This is a genomic window from Rhodothermales bacterium, from assembly GCA_041391505.1.
GTDB lineage: Bacteria > Bacteroidota > Rhodothermia > Rhodothermales > JAHQVL01 > JAWKNW01.
Genome location: JAWKNW010000015.1, coordinates 34,758 through 49,364 on the forward strand (window position 1 = coordinate 34,758; position 14,607 = coordinate 49,364).

At 65.5% G+C, this 14,607-nt stretch carries 15 protein-coding genes; 3 read left to right on the forward strand and 12 right to left on the reverse strand.

Annotated elements, in window-relative coordinates; genetic code table 11:
* Window positions 1-75: 75 nt before the first annotated feature.
* From R2834_14785 to rplU, 3 genes are all read right to left on the reverse strand, one after another.
* The gene (locus tag R2834_14785; GenBank protein MEZ4701601.1) at window positions 76-1,335 is read right to left on the reverse strand and encodes an aminotransferase class V-fold PLP-dependent enzyme; all 1,260 of its coding nucleotides are present in this window, start codon (window positions 1,333-1,335) and stop codon (window positions 76-78) included.
* 73 nt (window positions 1,336-1,408) lie between these two features.
* The gene (gene rpmA / locus R2834_14790) at window positions 1,409-1,669 is read right to left on the reverse strand and encodes a 50S ribosomal protein L27 (GenBank protein MEZ4701602.1); all 261 of its coding nucleotides are present in this window, start codon (window positions 1,667-1,669) and stop codon (window positions 1,409-1,411) included.
* A 59-nt stretch (window positions 1,670-1,728) separates the two neighbouring features.
* The gene (gene rplU, locus R2834_14795; protein ID MEZ4701603.1) at window positions 1,729-2,103 is read right to left on the reverse strand and encodes a 50S ribosomal protein L21; all 375 of its coding nucleotides are present in this window, start codon (window positions 2,101-2,103) and stop codon (window positions 1,729-1,731) included.
* 117 nt (window positions 2,104-2,220) lie between these two features.
* On the opposite strand from rplU, the gene R2834_14800 reads away from it, so the two are divergent.
* Entirely contained in the window at window positions 2,221-2,877 is a 657-nt protein-coding gene (locus R2834_14800; GenBank protein ID MEZ4701604.1) for a fumarylacetoacetate hydrolase family protein, read from the forward strand.
* 29 nt (window positions 2,878-2,906) lie between these two features.
* On the opposite strand, the gene lysA is transcribed toward R2834_14800, so the two are convergent.
* From lysA to R2834_14820, 4 genes are all read right to left on the reverse strand, one after another.
* The gene (gene lysA / locus R2834_14805; protein ID MEZ4701605.1) at window positions 2,907-4,142 is read right to left on the reverse strand and encodes a diaminopimelate decarboxylase; all 1,236 of its coding nucleotides are present in this window, start codon (window positions 4,140-4,142) and stop codon (window positions 2,907-2,909) included.
* A 7-nt stretch (window positions 4,143-4,149) separates the two neighbouring features.
* On the reverse strand, window positions 4,150-5,175 hold the full coding sequence (locus R2834_14810; GenBank protein MEZ4701606.1) for a GntG family PLP-dependent aldolase: 1,026 nt from the start codon (window positions 5,173-5,175) through the stop codon (window positions 4,150-4,152).
* 3 nt (window positions 5,176-5,178) lie between these two features.
* Window positions 5,179-5,655, reverse strand: coding sequence for a transcription elongation factor GreA (gene greA / locus R2834_14815; GenBank protein MEZ4701607.1), 477 nt, complete (start codon window positions 5,653-5,655; stop codon window positions 5,179-5,181).
* Window positions 5,656-5,843: 188 nt separating this feature from the next.
* Window positions 5,844-6,473: an NlpC/P60 family protein gene (locus R2834_14820; protein ID MEZ4701608.1), complete on the reverse strand. Its 630-nt coding sequence runs from the start codon at window positions 6,471-6,473 to the stop codon at window positions 5,844-5,846.
* A gap of 350 nt (window positions 6,474-6,823) precedes the next feature.
* Between R2834_14820 and R2834_14825 the strand changes: the two genes are divergently transcribed.
* Window positions 6,824-7,180 carry a YtxH domain-containing protein gene (locus R2834_14825; protein MEZ4701609.1) on the forward strand — a complete coding sequence of 119 codons (357 nt, stop codon included), beginning with the start codon at window positions 6,824-6,826 and terminating at the stop codon, window positions 7,178-7,180.
* A gap of 136 nt (window positions 7,181-7,316) precedes the next feature.
* Complete coding sequence (locus R2834_14830) at window positions 7,317-7,829, forward strand: BrxA/BrxB family bacilliredoxin (GenBank protein ID MEZ4701610.1); 513 nt, start codon at window positions 7,317-7,319, stop codon at window positions 7,827-7,829.
* Here R2834_14830 and R2834_14835 read toward each other — a convergent pair.
* The 5 genes from R2834_14835 to R2834_14855 all read right to left on the reverse strand — a co-directional run bounded on the left by R2834_14835 (window position 7,793) and on the right by R2834_14855 (window position 14,438).
* On the reverse strand, window positions 7,793-9,232 hold the full coding sequence (locus R2834_14835; GenBank protein ID MEZ4701611.1) for an oligosaccharide flippase family protein: 1,440 nt from the start codon (window positions 9,230-9,232) through the stop codon (window positions 7,793-7,795). The genes R2834_14830 and R2834_14835 overlap by 37 nt on opposite strands.
* Window positions 9,229-10,752 carry a DUF6798 domain-containing protein gene (locus R2834_14840; protein ID MEZ4701612.1) on the reverse strand — a complete coding sequence of 508 codons (1,524 nt, stop codon included), beginning with the start codon at window positions 10,750-10,752 and terminating at the stop codon, window positions 9,229-9,231. The genes R2834_14835 and R2834_14840 overlap by 4 nt, the downstream gene beginning before the upstream one ends.
* A 108-nt stretch (window positions 10,753-10,860) precedes the next feature.
* Window positions 10,861-11,847: a GNAT family N-acetyltransferase gene (locus R2834_14845; GenBank protein ID MEZ4701613.1), complete on the reverse strand. Its 987-nt coding sequence runs from the start codon at window positions 11,845-11,847 to the stop codon at window positions 10,861-10,863.
* Between the two features lie 78 nt (window positions 11,848-11,925).
* Window positions 11,926-13,326, reverse strand: a complete 1,401-nt coding sequence (gene hslU / locus R2834_14850) for an ATP-dependent protease ATPase subunit HslU (protein ID MEZ4701614.1) — start codon at window positions 13,324-13,326, stop codon at window positions 11,926-11,928.
* A 29-nt stretch (window positions 13,327-13,355) separates the two neighbouring features.
* Window positions 13,356-14,438 (reverse strand): NYN domain-containing protein, encoded by a 1,083-nt coding sequence (locus tag R2834_14855; GenBank protein ID MEZ4701615.1) that lies wholly within the window; start codon window positions 14,436-14,438, stop codon window positions 13,356-13,358.
* Between the last annotated feature and the right edge of the window lie 169 nt (window positions 14,439-14,607).

Consider the following 14,607-nt stretch of genomic DNA (forward strand, 5'->3'; position numbering starts at 1 on the left):
GCGGGCGTACGGCGGCTGATGAAAAGTCATTCAGATCACCGTGAGGCAAAGAGCCTGCCATGGGCCGCGGGGCGTTCAGGTGACGGGCCCCGGCCGGTCCTCCGCGAGGCCTTCCTTCAGGTAGCGCCGGCCCGCGAGGCCCTCGGACAACGCCGTAAAACAGCGCGCCACCTCGCCGGCGTCGTTCCAGACGAACGGCGCCATACGCAGGTAACGTCCCTTTCGGCTGTCCACGAGCACGCCGCGCTGTTTGAGATACATCGCCGCCCGGTCCGCCCCCTGAAGCTCGAAGACGAGCATGGCGCTGCGTCGTTCGTCTTCCCGCGGCGAACGGAGCCGCAGCCCGAGGTCCTCCGCCCGGGCGATCGCTTCCCGGCCCAGCGCGAGGGTATGGCGCTGGACGGCGTCGAGGCCGGCGTCCAGCAGGATCCGCGCCCCTTCAACAGCATGATAGAGCGATGCGATGGCCGTGGTGCCGCCGAGAAAGCGGAGACGGACATCCGGGTTGGGGAGGGGCAGCGGGTTAAACGCGAACGGCTCCGCATCCCCGAACCAGCCGGTCACGCGGGGCGTGAGGGCCAGGCCCGGGCGCAGAAAGACGAAGCCGTTGCCCGACGACCCGCTGCCTTCCTTGAGCAGGCCGCCGATATAGACGTCCACCCCGAGGTCCGCCATCGGCCCGAACGCGGCGCCTATGCTGTGATAGCCATCCACGACGAGCAGCGCGCCGGCCTGGTGCGCCCGGCTCGCTACGCTCGCCAGGAAGTCGTCGGACAGCTTCTCGCCGCTCAGAAAGCTCACGTGGCTGAGCACCACGAGCTGCGTTCGGGCGTCGATGGCGTCGAGAACGGCGCGGCGATCGACGAAGCCCGCACGCGACGCCGGGATCTCGACGGGCTCCAGGCCGGTGAGGGACCGCCAGCGCTCCAGGCTGTGCGCGACGGAGGGAAACGCGCCGGCCGGGTACACCACCTTCCGCCGGCGTCCGAACAGCTCTTCCGAGGAGAGCACGCATTGCATCGTCCAGTGGGCGTTGGGCTGCATCACGCACGTGCCGGCGGCGGCGCCGAGCAGGGGGGCGACAAACGCGTCGCCGAGGTAGGTGGGCAGCGTCCACCAGCCGACGCGGTCGCCGCTGGCCGGCAGCCAGTGGTTGGGCACCTCGTTCCAGGCATCCACCCCGCGCGTCTGCCAGTCCTCCGCGAACCGCTGCAGCATGGCCGGCACGGTACGTGGCATGGGCCCGTGGGTGAAGGCGCGCAGCTCGACGGCGCCGTCATCGGGCAGCGCATACCGCGCGCGGAGATTCGGAAGGGGCGATGGGGTGGCGGGCATAAACGGAGAGACTATAAACAGAAAAAGGCTTCCGATCGCGCGGAAGCCTTTTTAATGTCGGTATCGGGCGCGCTCAGGAAGCGGCGCTGTCGATATTGACGAACCGGCGGTCGTTCTTGCCTTTCGAGAAGCGAACCGTGCCGTCGCTGGTGGCGAACAGCGAATCGTCGCCTCCGCGCATGACGTTCGCGCCGGGGTGGAATTTGGTGCCGCGCTGACGCACGATGATGCTGCCAGACGTCACGAATTCGCCGCCAAAGGCTTTGATGCCAAGCATTTTGGCGTTCGAGTCGCGTCCGTTTTTGGTTGAGCCTACACCTTTCTTATGAGCCATGGCTAACTGCTGCGTCTATTGGTCGTTACACTACGTTGGTCGTTCCCCGGAGGGGCGGTTCATTCGGCGGCTTCAGCGGCCGGCGCTTCGTCGGCTTTCTTGCGCGACGTCTTCTTCGCGCCGCCGAGCGTCACATCGCTGATCTGGATCTGCGTGTACTGCTGGCGGTGGCCGTTCTTTACCTTGAACCGCTTGCGGCGGATTTTTTTGAACACCAGGATCTTGTCGCCCTTGACGTGGCCCAGCACTTTGGCCGTAACCTGGGCGCCATCTACAACCGGCGTCCCGACCCGGATGTCGCCCTCCGCGGAGACGAGCAGGACCGAGTCGATGGTGATCGTCGAGTCCACCTGCGCATCCATGCGCGGAACGTAGAGTCGATCGTTTTTGCTGACTTTGTACTGTTTGTCAGCGACTTCGATAATCGCGTACATGGTACCTCTTCTTGCCGGCGCCGGGTTGGTTACCGACGCGAGAGTTTGTAATATCGACGGGGTATGTAAGGCTGCCTTATAGCCTTCAATGAGCCGAGTGTTTCCTGCACCGCACCTATGGAAATCATTTTACCGGAAACGGGCGAACGCGTCGCGGCGCCCCGGGTTTTTTGCATCGGGCGCAACTACGCCGCGCATGCCAGAGAGATGAAGAGCGACGTGCCCGAGACGCCGATGGTCTTCCTCAAGCCGTCCACGGCGCTCGTGCCCACCGGAGGCGCCGTCGTGCTGCCGGCGGCGTCGAACGACGTCCACCACGAAGTCGAACTCGTCGTCGTCATCGGCCGGCGCGGGAAAAACGTCCCGGTCTCGGAAGCGATGGCGTATGTCGCCGGCTACGCGGCCGGGCTCGACATGACGGCGCGCGACCTCCAGGCCGAAGCCAAAAAAAAGGGGCAACCGTGGACCGTCGCCAAGGGGTTCGACACCTTCGCCCCGCTCGGACCCATCGCGCGCGCCGAATCCCTGCCGGATCCGCATGCCTGCGCCATCCGGCTCACGATCAACGGCGAGGTGCGTCAGGAAGGATCCACGGCGGATATGATCTTCTCGATTCCCCATCTCATCGCCTACTGCTCCACTGTGTTTACCCTGCTTCCGGGCGACCTCATCTACACCGGCACCCCCGAAGGGGTCGGCCCCGTCCACGCCGGCGATGTGCTCGAAGCCACGGTTTCGGGCCTGCCGCCACTCCGCGTGTCGGTGACGCGGTGATGGAGCTGCCAAGATGTAGCTACTGAGATTTAACTGCCGAGGTAGCCGCCGTACAGGGTATCGATCAGCTGGGTCGGCGTCCACCGGGGCTGGATCAGCTCGATGGCGCCGTTCGCCCGGATCATGGCTTCCCCCGGCAGCGGCCTCAGGTTATAGAGCGACGCCATCGCCATCCCGTAGGCGCCGGCGTCCATGATCGCCAGCACGTCGCCCGGGCGGATTTCGCGGATCTGCCGGTCCCGCGCGAGCACGTCGCCGGACTCGCAGATGTTGCCCACGACGGTGTAGGCGTCCAGCGCCCCGTCGGGATGGGAGAGGTTTACGATTTCGTGGTACGCCCCGTACATCGCCGGCCGGATCAGATGCGCCATGCCGGAGTCCGTCCCGGCGTAGGTGACGCCGTAGGCTTCTTTGATGGTGGTGGCGCTGACGACCAGCGTGCCGGCTTCGGCGGTAAGAAAGCGTCCGGGCTCGAACCAGCAGGTCAGCCCGTCGGGCAAACGCGCCAGCAGCGGGTCGACGATGCCGGCCTGGAAATTTTCCAGATCCAGGGCCTCGTCTTCGGCCCGGTAGGGGATGTTGAACCCGCCGCCAAAATTGATGAAGGCGAGATCCGGAAAACGCGGCGCCGCGTCCAGCAGCATCTGCATCGCCTGCCACAGCACGGCCATCGAGGCGATGCCGCTCCCGATGTGCTGGTGGATGCCGACGATGCGGAGCCGATGCCGGCCCGCAATGGCCAGCAGCTCGTCGATGGCCTCGATCGGTACGCCGAACTTGGTGTGTTTGCCGGCCGTCACCACATGCTGGTGATGCCCCGAGCCGATCGACGGGTTCATCCGTATGCAGACGCGCGCGCCGGGGAACGATTGCCCGAGCGCCTCCAGCCGGCTCAGTTCGCCGATGTTCATCAGGATGCCCTGCTCGGCAATCTCCCGCATCTCCGCGTCGGTGATGTTGTTGGCGGAATACAGGATGTCGTCCGGCGAGAACCCGACGCGCAGCGCCAGTTCGAGTTCGCCGGGCGAGACGGCGTCGATGCCGAATCCTTCGTCGCGGATCACGCGCAGCACCGCCGGATGCTCGTTCGCCTTCATGGCGTAGAGCAGCCGCAGCGGCAATCCCGCCAGATGGGTGCGCAGCGCCTGGCACTGCCGGCGGATGATGCGCTCGTCGTACACGTACAGCGGCGTGCCGAAACGGGCGGCGGCTTCGAGCAGCCGCGGGGCGTCGGCGGGTTCTTTGATGCGGAAAGGGGTTGACATGCGTGTATCAGGACCCGAACAGACGGTTCAAGGTCGTCACGGTTTGCTGGATATCGGCTTCGGAAATGTCGAGATGAACGACCGCGCGGATCAGCCCGGGGCCGAACGGCGACATCCAGATATCGTGCGCGCGCAGGGCGTTCAGTACATCAGCCACGGGCCGCCTGTCGACGCGGAACAGGACGATGTTGGTGTCGACATCCGCCGGATCTATCCGGAAATCGGCGCATTGGGACAGCGCTTCGGCCAGGATGCGCGCCCGGCGGTGGTCGTCCGCCAACCGATCGCGGTGGTGCGCCAGCGCGTAGAGACCGGCGGCAGCGAGGATGCCCGATTGGCGCATGCCGCCGCCGATGCTGTTGCGGAAACGAAGGGCCTTTTTGATCAGATCGGCCGGCCCGGCCAGGAGCGAACCCACCGGCGCGCCCAGACCCTTGGAGAGACAGACGCTGACGGTGTCGAACGGAGCCGCGAGTGCTGCGATCGGGCGACCCGTAGCCGCCGCCGCATTCCACAGTCGCGCACCGTCGAGGTGCACGCTCAGCCCGTTCCGCCGCGCCAGATCGGCCGCTGCGGCCACGGATTCCTGGGGCAGGACGCGTCCGCCGGCGTGGTTATGGGTGTTTTCCAGACAGAGCAGGCGCGACGTCGGCTCGTTGTAGAATCCCTTACGGATCGCCTGCTCGACATGCTCGGGCGTCAGCAAGCCCCGGTCTCCGTCCATCGGACAGGTCTGCACGCCGTTCAGAAACCCTGGCGCCCCGCCTTCATGGTTGAAGATATGGCACTTTCGTTCGACGATGATCTCGTCGCCGGGGCGGGTATGAACCAGCAGAGCCAGCTGGTTGGCCATGATGCCGGAGGGAACGAACAGCGCGTCCTCCTTTCCCAGCAGCGCCGCCACATCGGCCTGGAGCCGGTTGACCGTCGGATCTTCCCCGTAGATATTGTCCCCGACTTCCGCCTCGTACATCGCACGCCGCATCCCCTCGGTCGGGCGCGTCACGGTGTCACTTCGCAGGTCGACCGGCATGGGTTATCGGGTGATTTCGAGCACTTCGAGCTTCAGCCGGCCGGCCGGCACTTCGATTTCGGCCACGTCGCCGACGGAGAGGCCCAGCAGCCCCTTGCCGATCGGACTCACGACGGAGATCTTGCCCTGCATGATGTCGGCCTCCTCTTTCGATACCAGCTTGTACGAGTTCTCCCGGCCGTTCTTCAGATCCTTGACCTTGACCGTCGAGAGGATGAACGCCTTGGAGGTGTCGATCTTGCTGTCGTCCACGAGTCGCGCATCGCTGACGGTCGACTCCATCTTGGCGATCCGGGCTTCGAGGTGGCCCTGTTCTTCTTTCGCGGCGTCATATTCCGCGTTTTCGGAGAGGTCGCCCTGAGCCCTGGCATCCGCGATGGCTTTCGCGATACGCGCCCGCTCCTGGGTCCGCAGGAAATGCAGCTCTTCCTTGAGCTTCTGAAGTCCCTCTTCGGTCAGATAGATTGGTTTGTTTTCCATAACGTGAGCGCGATAGGTCGCTTTGGCGTTGATGGTTATGACGAATGAGATGGATAGTGGACTATAAAAAACATCGCCACGGCCCCGGTGGGCAGCGGCGATCGAATGCTATGCTGATATTATTATGAAGCGCCAGAGAAGGGTCTTCCACGCGGGACCCGTTGATTGGATCCCGCCGGCGCGGCGGATTACCAGCCGTTACGTCTGTTTTTTGGCGTTTCGGGGCTCGAAGGCGGCTCGGCCTCGGCCCGCGTGTCGGGCGTCGCCTCGGGCAACACCCGCCGCGTGGTCCAGTAGCGCTGCTGCCAGTAGGGCTCCGCGATGTTGGATATCGACACGCCCTGGCTCTTCGAGGCGTGCAGAAACTCGCCGTCGCTGAGGTAGATGCCCACGTGCCGGGTTCGGCGATCCGGTTTAAAAAAGACGAGATCGCCCGGCTCCAGCGCGTTCGGCGACACCGGGGTGCCGATGCGGACCTGGTGCTCCGTCGTGCGCGGTACGGCGGTGCGGAAGGAATGGCTGTAGATGGTCTGAACGAGGGCCGAGCAGTCGATCCCGCGGCCGTCCGTACCGCCCAGCCTGTGCGGGGTGCCGGCCCAGCGGACCGCTTCCGCGCGCAGCAGGGCTTCCCGGTCGGACATCCGCGTCGACACCGGGTCGGCCGCAAGATCGGCCGGACGCCCAGCCACGGGCGTAAGCGTCGCCGGCCTCGGCGTCGTCACCGTACAGGCGGAAAACAGCACGCCGCCCACGAGGGTCAGGAGCACCGCCGGGATGCGGGAACGAAGACGGCGAATCGGGCTGGGATGGACGTGCATGGCCGGCTATGACCTGAATTCATTCAAGATCGACGAAACAAGAGGGGCAGCTGGCGTTGAATACGATAGTGATGTTACGCAGGTCAGCCAAGCAGGTAACGGGATTCGGGATGCGCGATGCAGGATTTTCCGGAAACCGTGCTTTTGATCGCTGATTGCTTTTGGTCGCTGATCCAGCATCCCGGCATCGGATACGCGAAGTGCCCGGATGCGTAAAATCATCACCTTCCGCACCTGTAACGGAATACAAAAGGGAAAGTGCCCCAGCGCGGCCCTGCGCCGGAATTCGGCGGCTGCCGGCTCCGGGTATCGGCCCGAACGCGTACATCGTAACCAACGCACAAGCGCATATGAGAACGAACGCACCGCTCTCCCATGTGGTAACCGCCCTCACGGGGTTTGCCCTGGGCGTCGCCGCCGGCCTGCTCTTTGCCCCCGAATCCGGTGAAAAACTGCGCCAGCGCCTCGCCGACGAGGCCCGCGAACAGCTCCGGCAGGCCGAAGCGCGCCTTCGCGACCTCGAATCCCAGCTGAAATCCCTCGACGATCGACTGTCGACCGTCGGGCAGGGGGTCAGCGATCGGGTCCGCGCCACGGCCGGCCAGGCCCGGGACGCCATCCTGCCGGCGCTGGACGAAGCGGCCGAGCAGGTCACGCTCGAAGAGAAAGAGGTCAGCCGCGATCTGCGGCATATGACCCGGCGCTGACACCGGCGAAGCTGGATCAAACCGTCGCTCCGACTCGTTGGAGGCTGCGGTGCCGGCGGGCGACGCATGACGCGTCGAAAGACGCATCCAGCCCCGCCGCTCCTCTGTACATGCACTCACGAAACGTTACACGGACATGCCTTATCCCGAACCTCTGGTACAGCCGATGCGCGCCGAACTCACCCGCCTCGGCGTGGAGGAACTGCGCGACATGACGGAAGTGGACGAAGCCTTCGACGCGATCGAAGAGGGCACCGCGCTGTTGATCGTCAACTCGGTCTGTGGTTGCGCGGCCGCCAATGCGCGCCCCGCCGTGGCTATGGCCATGCAGGGGGCTGTCCAGCCGGAACGCTACTTTACGGTTTTCGCCGGCCAGGATATGGAAGCCACTGCCCGCGCCCGCGAATACATGCGCGGCATCCCGCCGTCCTCGCCGTTCATGGCGCTCTTCAAGGATGGCGACCCGGTATTCGTGCTGGAGCGCCGGCACATTGAAGGCCGCAGCGCCAGCGCCATCGCGACGGATCTGGTGAACGCCTACGCCAAATTCTGCGGCACCGACGCCGTGCCGGAAAACGGCCCGGAAACGCCGCAGGTGCCGGACTGGAACCATCAGGGCCTGCCGCCGACGTTCCGTTCCATCCGCTGACCGGATCGTTCGACGAGGTATAAGACGGCGAGATAGCCGGCTCCGGCCAGGGAAGCGCCCAGGAACGGCGCCCACGCCGGCTCCAGGTTGCGCGTGAGCGCCACGACCGCCAGAAACGGCAGCGATCGCAGCCCCCAGAAGAAGTACGCCCCGACGAATGCGCGCCACGAGACGCCGGCCGTTCGGACGATCAGGGCGGCGTGCGCCCACCGCGATGCCGCGCCGGCGAGGCCGACGGCCCAGAGGGTAAGTTCGAGATCCCGGGTTTGCCCCGCGACGAGCAGGGCCAGGGTTTGCACGGTGAACATCGCCACGCTGCTGGCCAGATCGAGGCGCTGCCGTTCCGTGATGTCGAACACCCGGGTCAGCGGCGACGCCACGGATGCCAGGAAGAGCCACGGGGCCAGGATGCGCAGGTACTCGCCGGCCGGAATCCACGGCGCGCCGAAGACGAAGCCGACGAGCTGCGGGCCGGCAAGGACAAGCGCCAGCGCGGGGAAGAGTCCGATGCCCACCAGGCGTCGATGTACGACATCGGTCAGCGCCGGCAGCGTCCCGCGCCGCGTCGCCTCGGCGCCCTCCACAAAAAACACCTGCGAAACCGCGCCGCCGATCAGGCTCAACGGAACGGCCAGGAGCGCGAAAGCGCGTCCGAAGTACCCCACCACCGCCGCGTCGAAATACACCGCGAGCAGCACGAACGGCAGACGCGTCACCAGCGCATTGAGCAGCGTAGACGGCATGGAAAACGTCGGAAACCGGCGGTAACGATGCGCCGCCTGCGCCATGGCCCGTCTATCGAAGAGGCGCTCGGCAGGCGCCCGCAGCGAGGCCATCGAGGCGCCGATCCACAGCCCGGCGCTGATCAGATTCCCGACCAGATAGCCCCCGATCAGGCCGGCGACGCCCATCCCGCGAAAGCCGCCCGCCAGGCGGCCGGCGGTCATCGCCAGCGCGTTGGCCATCTGCCCGCGAGAGAGGGTGCCGTAGCGCTTTTGCCGCGTCAGCCACAACTCGGAGATCTTCCCGAGCCGGATCAGGATGAGTGCCGGCGCCAGCCAGACGGCCGAGGGCCACAGCGCCTCGCCGACGAGTTGTGCTCCGCCAAGATGGACCGCCACGGCGCACAGCGATGCCGTGATCAGCATCAAAAGCACCGACAGCCCCACCACCGGCCGGGCGTCGCGATCGTCCGCCGGGAGCATGATCGCGTCTTCGTAACGCAGCGATGCCACGGGGATCAGGATGCTCAGCGCGGATAAAAAGAGGTCGAGCACGCCGAAGGCGTCCGGTGTGTAGAGCCGGACGAGAATCGGTTGGGCCAGGTAGGCTACAGCCATCGCGCCGACGCTGCCGGTGAGCAGGGTCGCGATGGAACGCGTCATATCGGCCGGTTTGCTCATGGCGCGGTCGACGCGAACTGGTAGACATGCCAGGGCGGCGAAACGTGCACCAGCCGCGCGCCGGCGGCGTCGGGCAACGGCGTTTCCCGTACGATATAGGCGATGCCGTAGCGATCGATACGCTCGGCGAGTTCCTGCGCGGAAAGCCCCTCGTACGCCTCGTCGAGCCGGCGCATCAACGTGGCGTCCGTCCGCTCCGGCAGGGCGATGGGGGCCATGTCGATCAGCCGCGTGAACCACTCCCCGATGTCGGTGTCCCGATAGGGGAACGCCTTGTGGTCAATGACGATGGCGCGCTGCGCCCCGGAGCGGAACGACGATAACGAGGGCGGGACGGCGAACACCGCGTCTACGGGCGTCTCCCGCCGCGCCCAGGTCTCCATCGCCGCGCTCGGCGAGGTCCGCAGGCTGAACGGGTAGATCTTGTGGGTCAAATCGTCCCGCCCGATCATGTAGATGCAGCCGACGGCGACGAGCACGGCGCCCAGCAGGCCGGACTGCCAGGTGAGGCGCTCCAGGGTCCGCAGGATGTACTGCCGGACCTGCGCCGGCAACAGATGGACGCCGGCCCCCGCGATGCCGACGCAAAACAGGAGCTTGGCCACGACGGTCAGCTTGAACAGTTGCAGTTTGGCGACGGTCAGCGCGTTCAGCTGCTCGGTGGCCACATAAGCCAGCCCGCAAACGATCAGCATGATGACGAGGGCGCGTACGATCAGGTGCCATCGGTCCGGATCCAGGGTCCGCCGCAGGACGATCCAGCCGGCGAGGCCGGCGCTCGCCAGCAGACCGAAGCGCACAAAGGATCGCTCGGAAAAGGAATGAAACAGGTAGTGATGCGGGTTTCGGAAACGGGCCATGATGTAAAACAGATCGACGCCCGTCGCAGCATCGCCCGTGAATTGCTGGTAGAACAGCGGTCCCAGCGCCGGCGCCGCCGCCAGCAGGTAGGCCATGCCGAACACCCCGGTGCGGCGGACGCCGCCGGGCCGGCGTGCCAGAGACAGGAGAATCAGCCCGCCGAGCAGGGCCAGCTGCAGCCCGACCAGCGCCTGCATCCACGTCGCTACGCCCATCCATCCCGCGGCCCGCGCGTGGCGTCCTTCCACGAACCATCCCAGTCCGATCAACCCGATGGCCCAGGAGGTCATGCTGGGGACCAGCATGCTGTGCGCGAGATCGTTGCCTCCCAGCGTCCAGAACGGCGTGGCGAGCAGCACGAGCGCGATGGACAGGGCGGCGGCGAGCGGGACGCCCGTCAGCGCGAGCGCCAGACGGTAAATGCCGCAGGCGATCCCGATCCAGGATGCCGCGTACACGGCGAAGACGGCGAGGGGGACCGGCATGACGAGCGACAGCGCGTGCAGCAGCCACGAAAAATAGGTGCGTACGCTGAAGGCGTCGAGCTGGGTTTGCACGAACCAGTCCTGCCTGAATAGCGTGGGATCGAGTTTATGCAGGAGCAGCGGGATAAACTCATCCTGGTCGCTCGCTCCGTAGCCATAGCCGAAGCGCAGCATGTACAGCACAAAGCAAAGGCCGATGAACAGGAACGGTGGCGTGCGCGATGCCTGGAGGGCGATTGCGGATGGGGGTAAGGTGTGCGGAGGTGAGGTCGACACCGGATTCTAGCGGCGCTTGAGCAGGGCGAGGGCCTTCAGCACGGGATGCGCGATGCGCTCGGCCGTGTAGTAGGGCGTAAGGATGCCGCCAAACCGCCGCTTGAACTCGGCGATGGACGGCGTGTTGGCGCCGACAAAATCGAAAACGGATACGCCTTCGTCGCGCAACGCCGGCAGCAGGTGCCCCAGCAATACGGTCATGGCGTCGCCAGGCGTGCTTCCCGCGATCCAGTAGTAGGAACGGTCTGGCGCATGGAGCAGCGCGACCGCGGCCGCCGGCTCGGCGCCCGGCTGTTCTACGCCGAAGAGGCGCGCCAGCCCCTTTTGCTGCAACGTCTCGATGATGCCGATCAGCGCGTCGGCATCGACCGGGAAGGGGCGTCCCTGGCGGGCGTAACTGGCGCGCGAAAGGGTCAGCACCTGCGACGCCGTCACCGTATCGTGAAATCGGTAGCCAGCGCGCGCCGAGGCGAACCTGCGGCGCGCCGACTCAGACCAGCCGCCGATGGGGTCCACGCCGGCGGCGAGCGGTATCTGATACGTATAGAAGGTCGATATCCGCCACCCACGCCACTGGAACGGCCGAACGTCTCCGACCGAAGGGGGGAGGTGGATGCGCGCCTGATCGAAATCGCGCTCCAGGGCGGACAACAGGCATTCGTCGAGCGCCTCGCGCCGATGCACTGCGGCTTCGTCGTGCGGGCCTCCGAGCCAGGGGGTGTAGGAGACGAACGACGGAACGACGGCGGCTCTGAAAGGGCCCTTTCTGCGTTCCAGCAGCAGGGCGCCGGCGGCCGGCGCGCCGTCCTGCCGTGCCAGGTACAGGTGAGGCGTCAGCCCGAAGCCCTCGCCCAGCGCCCGGATAAAATCGATGGAAAACGCAGGGTCACGGGGATGGCCGGCGAGCAGCCCCGCCCAGCCGGACACGCCGGTCGGCTCATCGAGAGCATGGCGTTCGACGGTGGCGGTGGGTGATCGGTGGGGACTCCCCATGAAACGGCTGACCTGTCTTTCGGAAACTGGAACCCGCAACCGCTGGCCGAACAGCCGGTTCGCGCAGGCCCCGTGCGGTCACAGAATGTAGTGACTTAGATCCCTATTTTCCGAAACCGCGCCCAAACGGGCGAGAACCCGGTCGGCATCGATGGTGATCGTGGTGGCCTCGACCGAGTCCGGCACGTCGAAGAGGATGTCTTCGAGCAGGGTCGTGAGGATCGTGTGCAGCCGGCGGGCGCCGATGTTCTCGACCTCCATGTTCACCTTGGCCGCTATCCGGGCGATCTCGCGGACGGCCTCGTTGGTGAACGCGATTTCCACGCCTTCCGCCTGCATGAGCGCGGCGTATTGCTTGAGGAGGGCGTTTTTGGGGAGGGTGAGGATGTCGTAGAAATCATCCTCCGTCAGGCTGTCGAGCTCCACTCGGATCGGGAAACGCCCCTGGAGTTCGGGGATGAGGTCGCTCGGTTTGGCGACATGGAACGCCCCGCTGGCGATGAACAGGATGTGGTCGGTGCGCACCATGCCGTGTTTGGTCATGACCGTCGAGCCCTCGACGATCGGCAGCAGGTCGCGCTGTACGCCTTCGCGCGACACGTCCGGGCCTCCGCGCCCCTCGCCCCCGCGCGCGGCGACCTTGTCGATTTCGTCGATGAAGACGATGCCGCTCTGCTCGACACGCTCCAGCGCCTCGCGGGTCACCTTGTCCATATCGACCAGCTTCTGCGCCTCCTCCTGGGCGAGCACGTCCCGCGCCTCGGAGATCGGCAGCCGGCGCTTCTTGCGTTTACCGCCCCCGAGGTTGCCGAAGAGGTCCTGCATGTTCATGCCCATCTCCTCGATGCCCATCGGTCCGAAGACCTGCATCATCGGCGTATGGTCGGAGCTGACCTCGATTTCGATTTCGCGCTCGTCCAGATCGCCTCGCCGCAGCTTTTCCCGAAACTTCTGCCGGGTGCGCTCGCGCAGTTCGGCATCGGATGGGCTCTCAGACACGGGCTCGTTGGGGCGGACGACGAAGCCTGGGCCGTGCGCCACGTCGCTGCCGGGCCGGCTCGAGGGGGGGATGAGGATGTCGAGGATACGGTCCTCGGCAAGCTCCGCGGCCCGCTCCTTGACGCCCTCCTTGTATTCGTCGCGCACGATCGAGATGGACATGTCGGTCAGATCCCGAATCATGCTGTCTACGTCGCGCCCCACGTAGCCGACCTCGGTGAACTTGGTCGCCTCCACCTTGATGAACGGCGCGCCGGTCAGCTTCGCCAGCCGGCGCGCGATCTCCGTTTTGCCCACGCCCGTAGGGCCGATCATGATGATATTGTTCGGCATGATCTCGTCGCGGATCTCGATCGGGGCGTTCTTGCGGCGCCACCGGTTGCGGAGGGCGATCGCGACGCTTTTTTTGGCCTCGGTCTGGCCAATGATGTACTTGTCCAGTTCCGCGACGATCTGGCGGGGGGTATGTTCTACGTGCATATTGTACAGGGCATGGATGCGCGGCGGCGTCAGTGGCCGCCCGTGCGAAAGTCGTCGGGCTCGTTCGGCTCGCCGGCGTCGTCGGCGAATTCGTCGTCCGCCGGGTCGTAGTCGGCATCGCCGTAATCGAATTCGTCCTCGTACCCTTCCTCGCCGCCGGCAAACCCTTCGGCGCCTTCATAGTCGTCGGCATAGGTATCGCGATCCGACAGGGCGGCCTGAATCTGCTGCACGTCGGGGTGTTCGCGGTCGACGATGAGGACGGTGTAATCGTATGGGAAGCCCCGGCGCTTTTCGAGCCATACGGCGCCGGCTTCCTCCAGCTTGTTGATGACCGACTTGGGGTCCGGCTCGTCCGTGTCGAGGGCTTCGGAGAGCTTGCGGAGCAGCGGGGTGAGATACACCTCGTCGTACTGCCCGAAGAACTCTTCGATCACCTGGAGCGTGCGGTAGGCGACCGCATCGGTCACGGCATGGTGCTGGGCGTCGCGGACCGGCGCGCTGACAGGGCGCCGGCTGGCGCCGTTGCGCGCGGCCTCGCCGCCGCTGGGCGCGCCGAGCTGCCGGCGCGCGGCATCGCTGATCAGGTCCACCGCCGCCAGGATGACGTCCGACTCGAGCCGGGCGTACCGGTTGAGGTCGGGATCGGGTTCGAACACCACCACCAGCGGGGAGCGGCCATAACGCGTCAGGTGCTGGATGAGCGGTAATTGCACCCGGTTTCCGGTGATCAGTACGAACGACTGGATGTCCGGCCGCGTGTGCAACAGGTCCATCGCGTCGACGCAGAGCTGGATTTCGGCGGCGCCGCCGTGGAGGTCGGTGGATACGTAGCGCGCCTCGATGCCCTTCCGGTAGAGCGACTGCTGGATCGCCAGACCGTTGCCCTTGAGCGCCGCGAAATCTGCGTAGGCGCTGAAAACGGCCGTCTGGGTGTAATCCTTGCCGGTCAGGTACCGTAACAATTCATCGAGAATCTCGGAAATGAAATCGTGAGGGTCGGTGCCGGAGTCGAGTCGTTCGGAAAGCGTGAAAAAAAGGTTCTCGTAATCCACCAGAATCGCCGCCAGGTTGCCCCGGCCGACGCGCGACTTTTCGTGTCGGTTGTGCATCATTTCAAGAAGTAACGTCTAAATCATTATTGAATCACTGTTTCGACCGGCCGCCTGCGTGAGCGTGAGAGGAGCGGGGGGAGGCTTCGGATGATAACACCGGTCGAACCGCAGCATGTAAAAAATCCCTGGGGTGATCTGCACTACATATACTGGTCAAGCCGGCATA

Bases quoted from the DNA above. Each gene is read 5' to 3' on its own strand.
- hslU (MEZ4701614.1), bottom strand. From the start codon at position 13,326: ATGCACGTAGAACATACCCCCCGCCAGATCGTCGCGGAACTGGACAAG.
- R2834_14800 (MEZ4701604.1), top strand. From the start codon at position 2,221: ATGGAAATCATTTTACCGGAAACGGGCGAACGCGTCGCGGCGCCCCGG.
- R2834_14855 (MEZ4701615.1), bottom strand. From the start codon at position 14,438: ATGCACAACCGACACGAAAAGTCGCGCGTCGGCCGGGGCAACCTGGCG.
- lysA (MEZ4701605.1), bottom strand. From the start codon at position 4,142: ATGTCAACCCCTTTCCGCATCAAAGAACCCGCCGACGCCCCGCGGCTG.
- R2834_14830 (MEZ4701610.1), top strand. From the start codon at position 7,317: ATGCCTTATCCCGAACCTCTGGTACAGCCGATGCGCGCCGAACTCACC.
- R2834_14835 (MEZ4701611.1), bottom strand. From the start codon at position 9,232: ATGAGCAAACCGGCCGATATGACGCGTTCCATCGCGACCCTGCTCACC.
- rpmA (MEZ4701602.1), bottom strand. From the start codon at position 1,669: ATGGCTCATAAGAAAGGTGTAGGCTCAACCAAAAACGGACGCGACTCG.
- greA (MEZ4701607.1), bottom strand. From the start codon at position 5,655: ATGGAAAACAAACCAATCTATCTGACCGAAGAGGGACTTCAGAAGCTC.
- R2834_14785 (MEZ4701601.1), bottom strand. From the start codon at position 1,335: ATGCCCGCCACCCCATCGCCCCTTCCGAATCTCCGCGCGCGGTATGCG.
- rplU (MEZ4701603.1), bottom strand. From the start codon at position 2,103: ATGTACGCGATTATCGAAGTCGCTGACAAACAGTACAAAGTCAGCAAA.
- R2834_14810 (MEZ4701606.1), bottom strand. From the start codon at position 5,175: ATGCCGGTCGACCTGCGAAGTGACACCGTGACGCGCCCGACCGAGGGG.
- R2834_14825 (MEZ4701609.1), top strand. From the start codon at position 6,824: ATGAGAACGAACGCACCGCTCTCCCATGTGGTAACCGCCCTCACGGGG.
- R2834_14840 (MEZ4701612.1), bottom strand. From the start codon at position 10,752: ATGCTGCGCTTCGGCTATGGCTACGGAGCGAGCGACCAGGATGAGTTT.
- R2834_14845 (MEZ4701613.1), bottom strand. From the start codon at position 11,847: ATGGGGAGTCCCCACCGATCACCCACCGCCACCGTCGAACGCCATGCT.
- R2834_14820 (MEZ4701608.1), bottom strand. From the start codon at position 6,473: ATGCACGTCCATCCCAGCCCGATTCGCCGTCTTCGTTCCCGCATCCCG.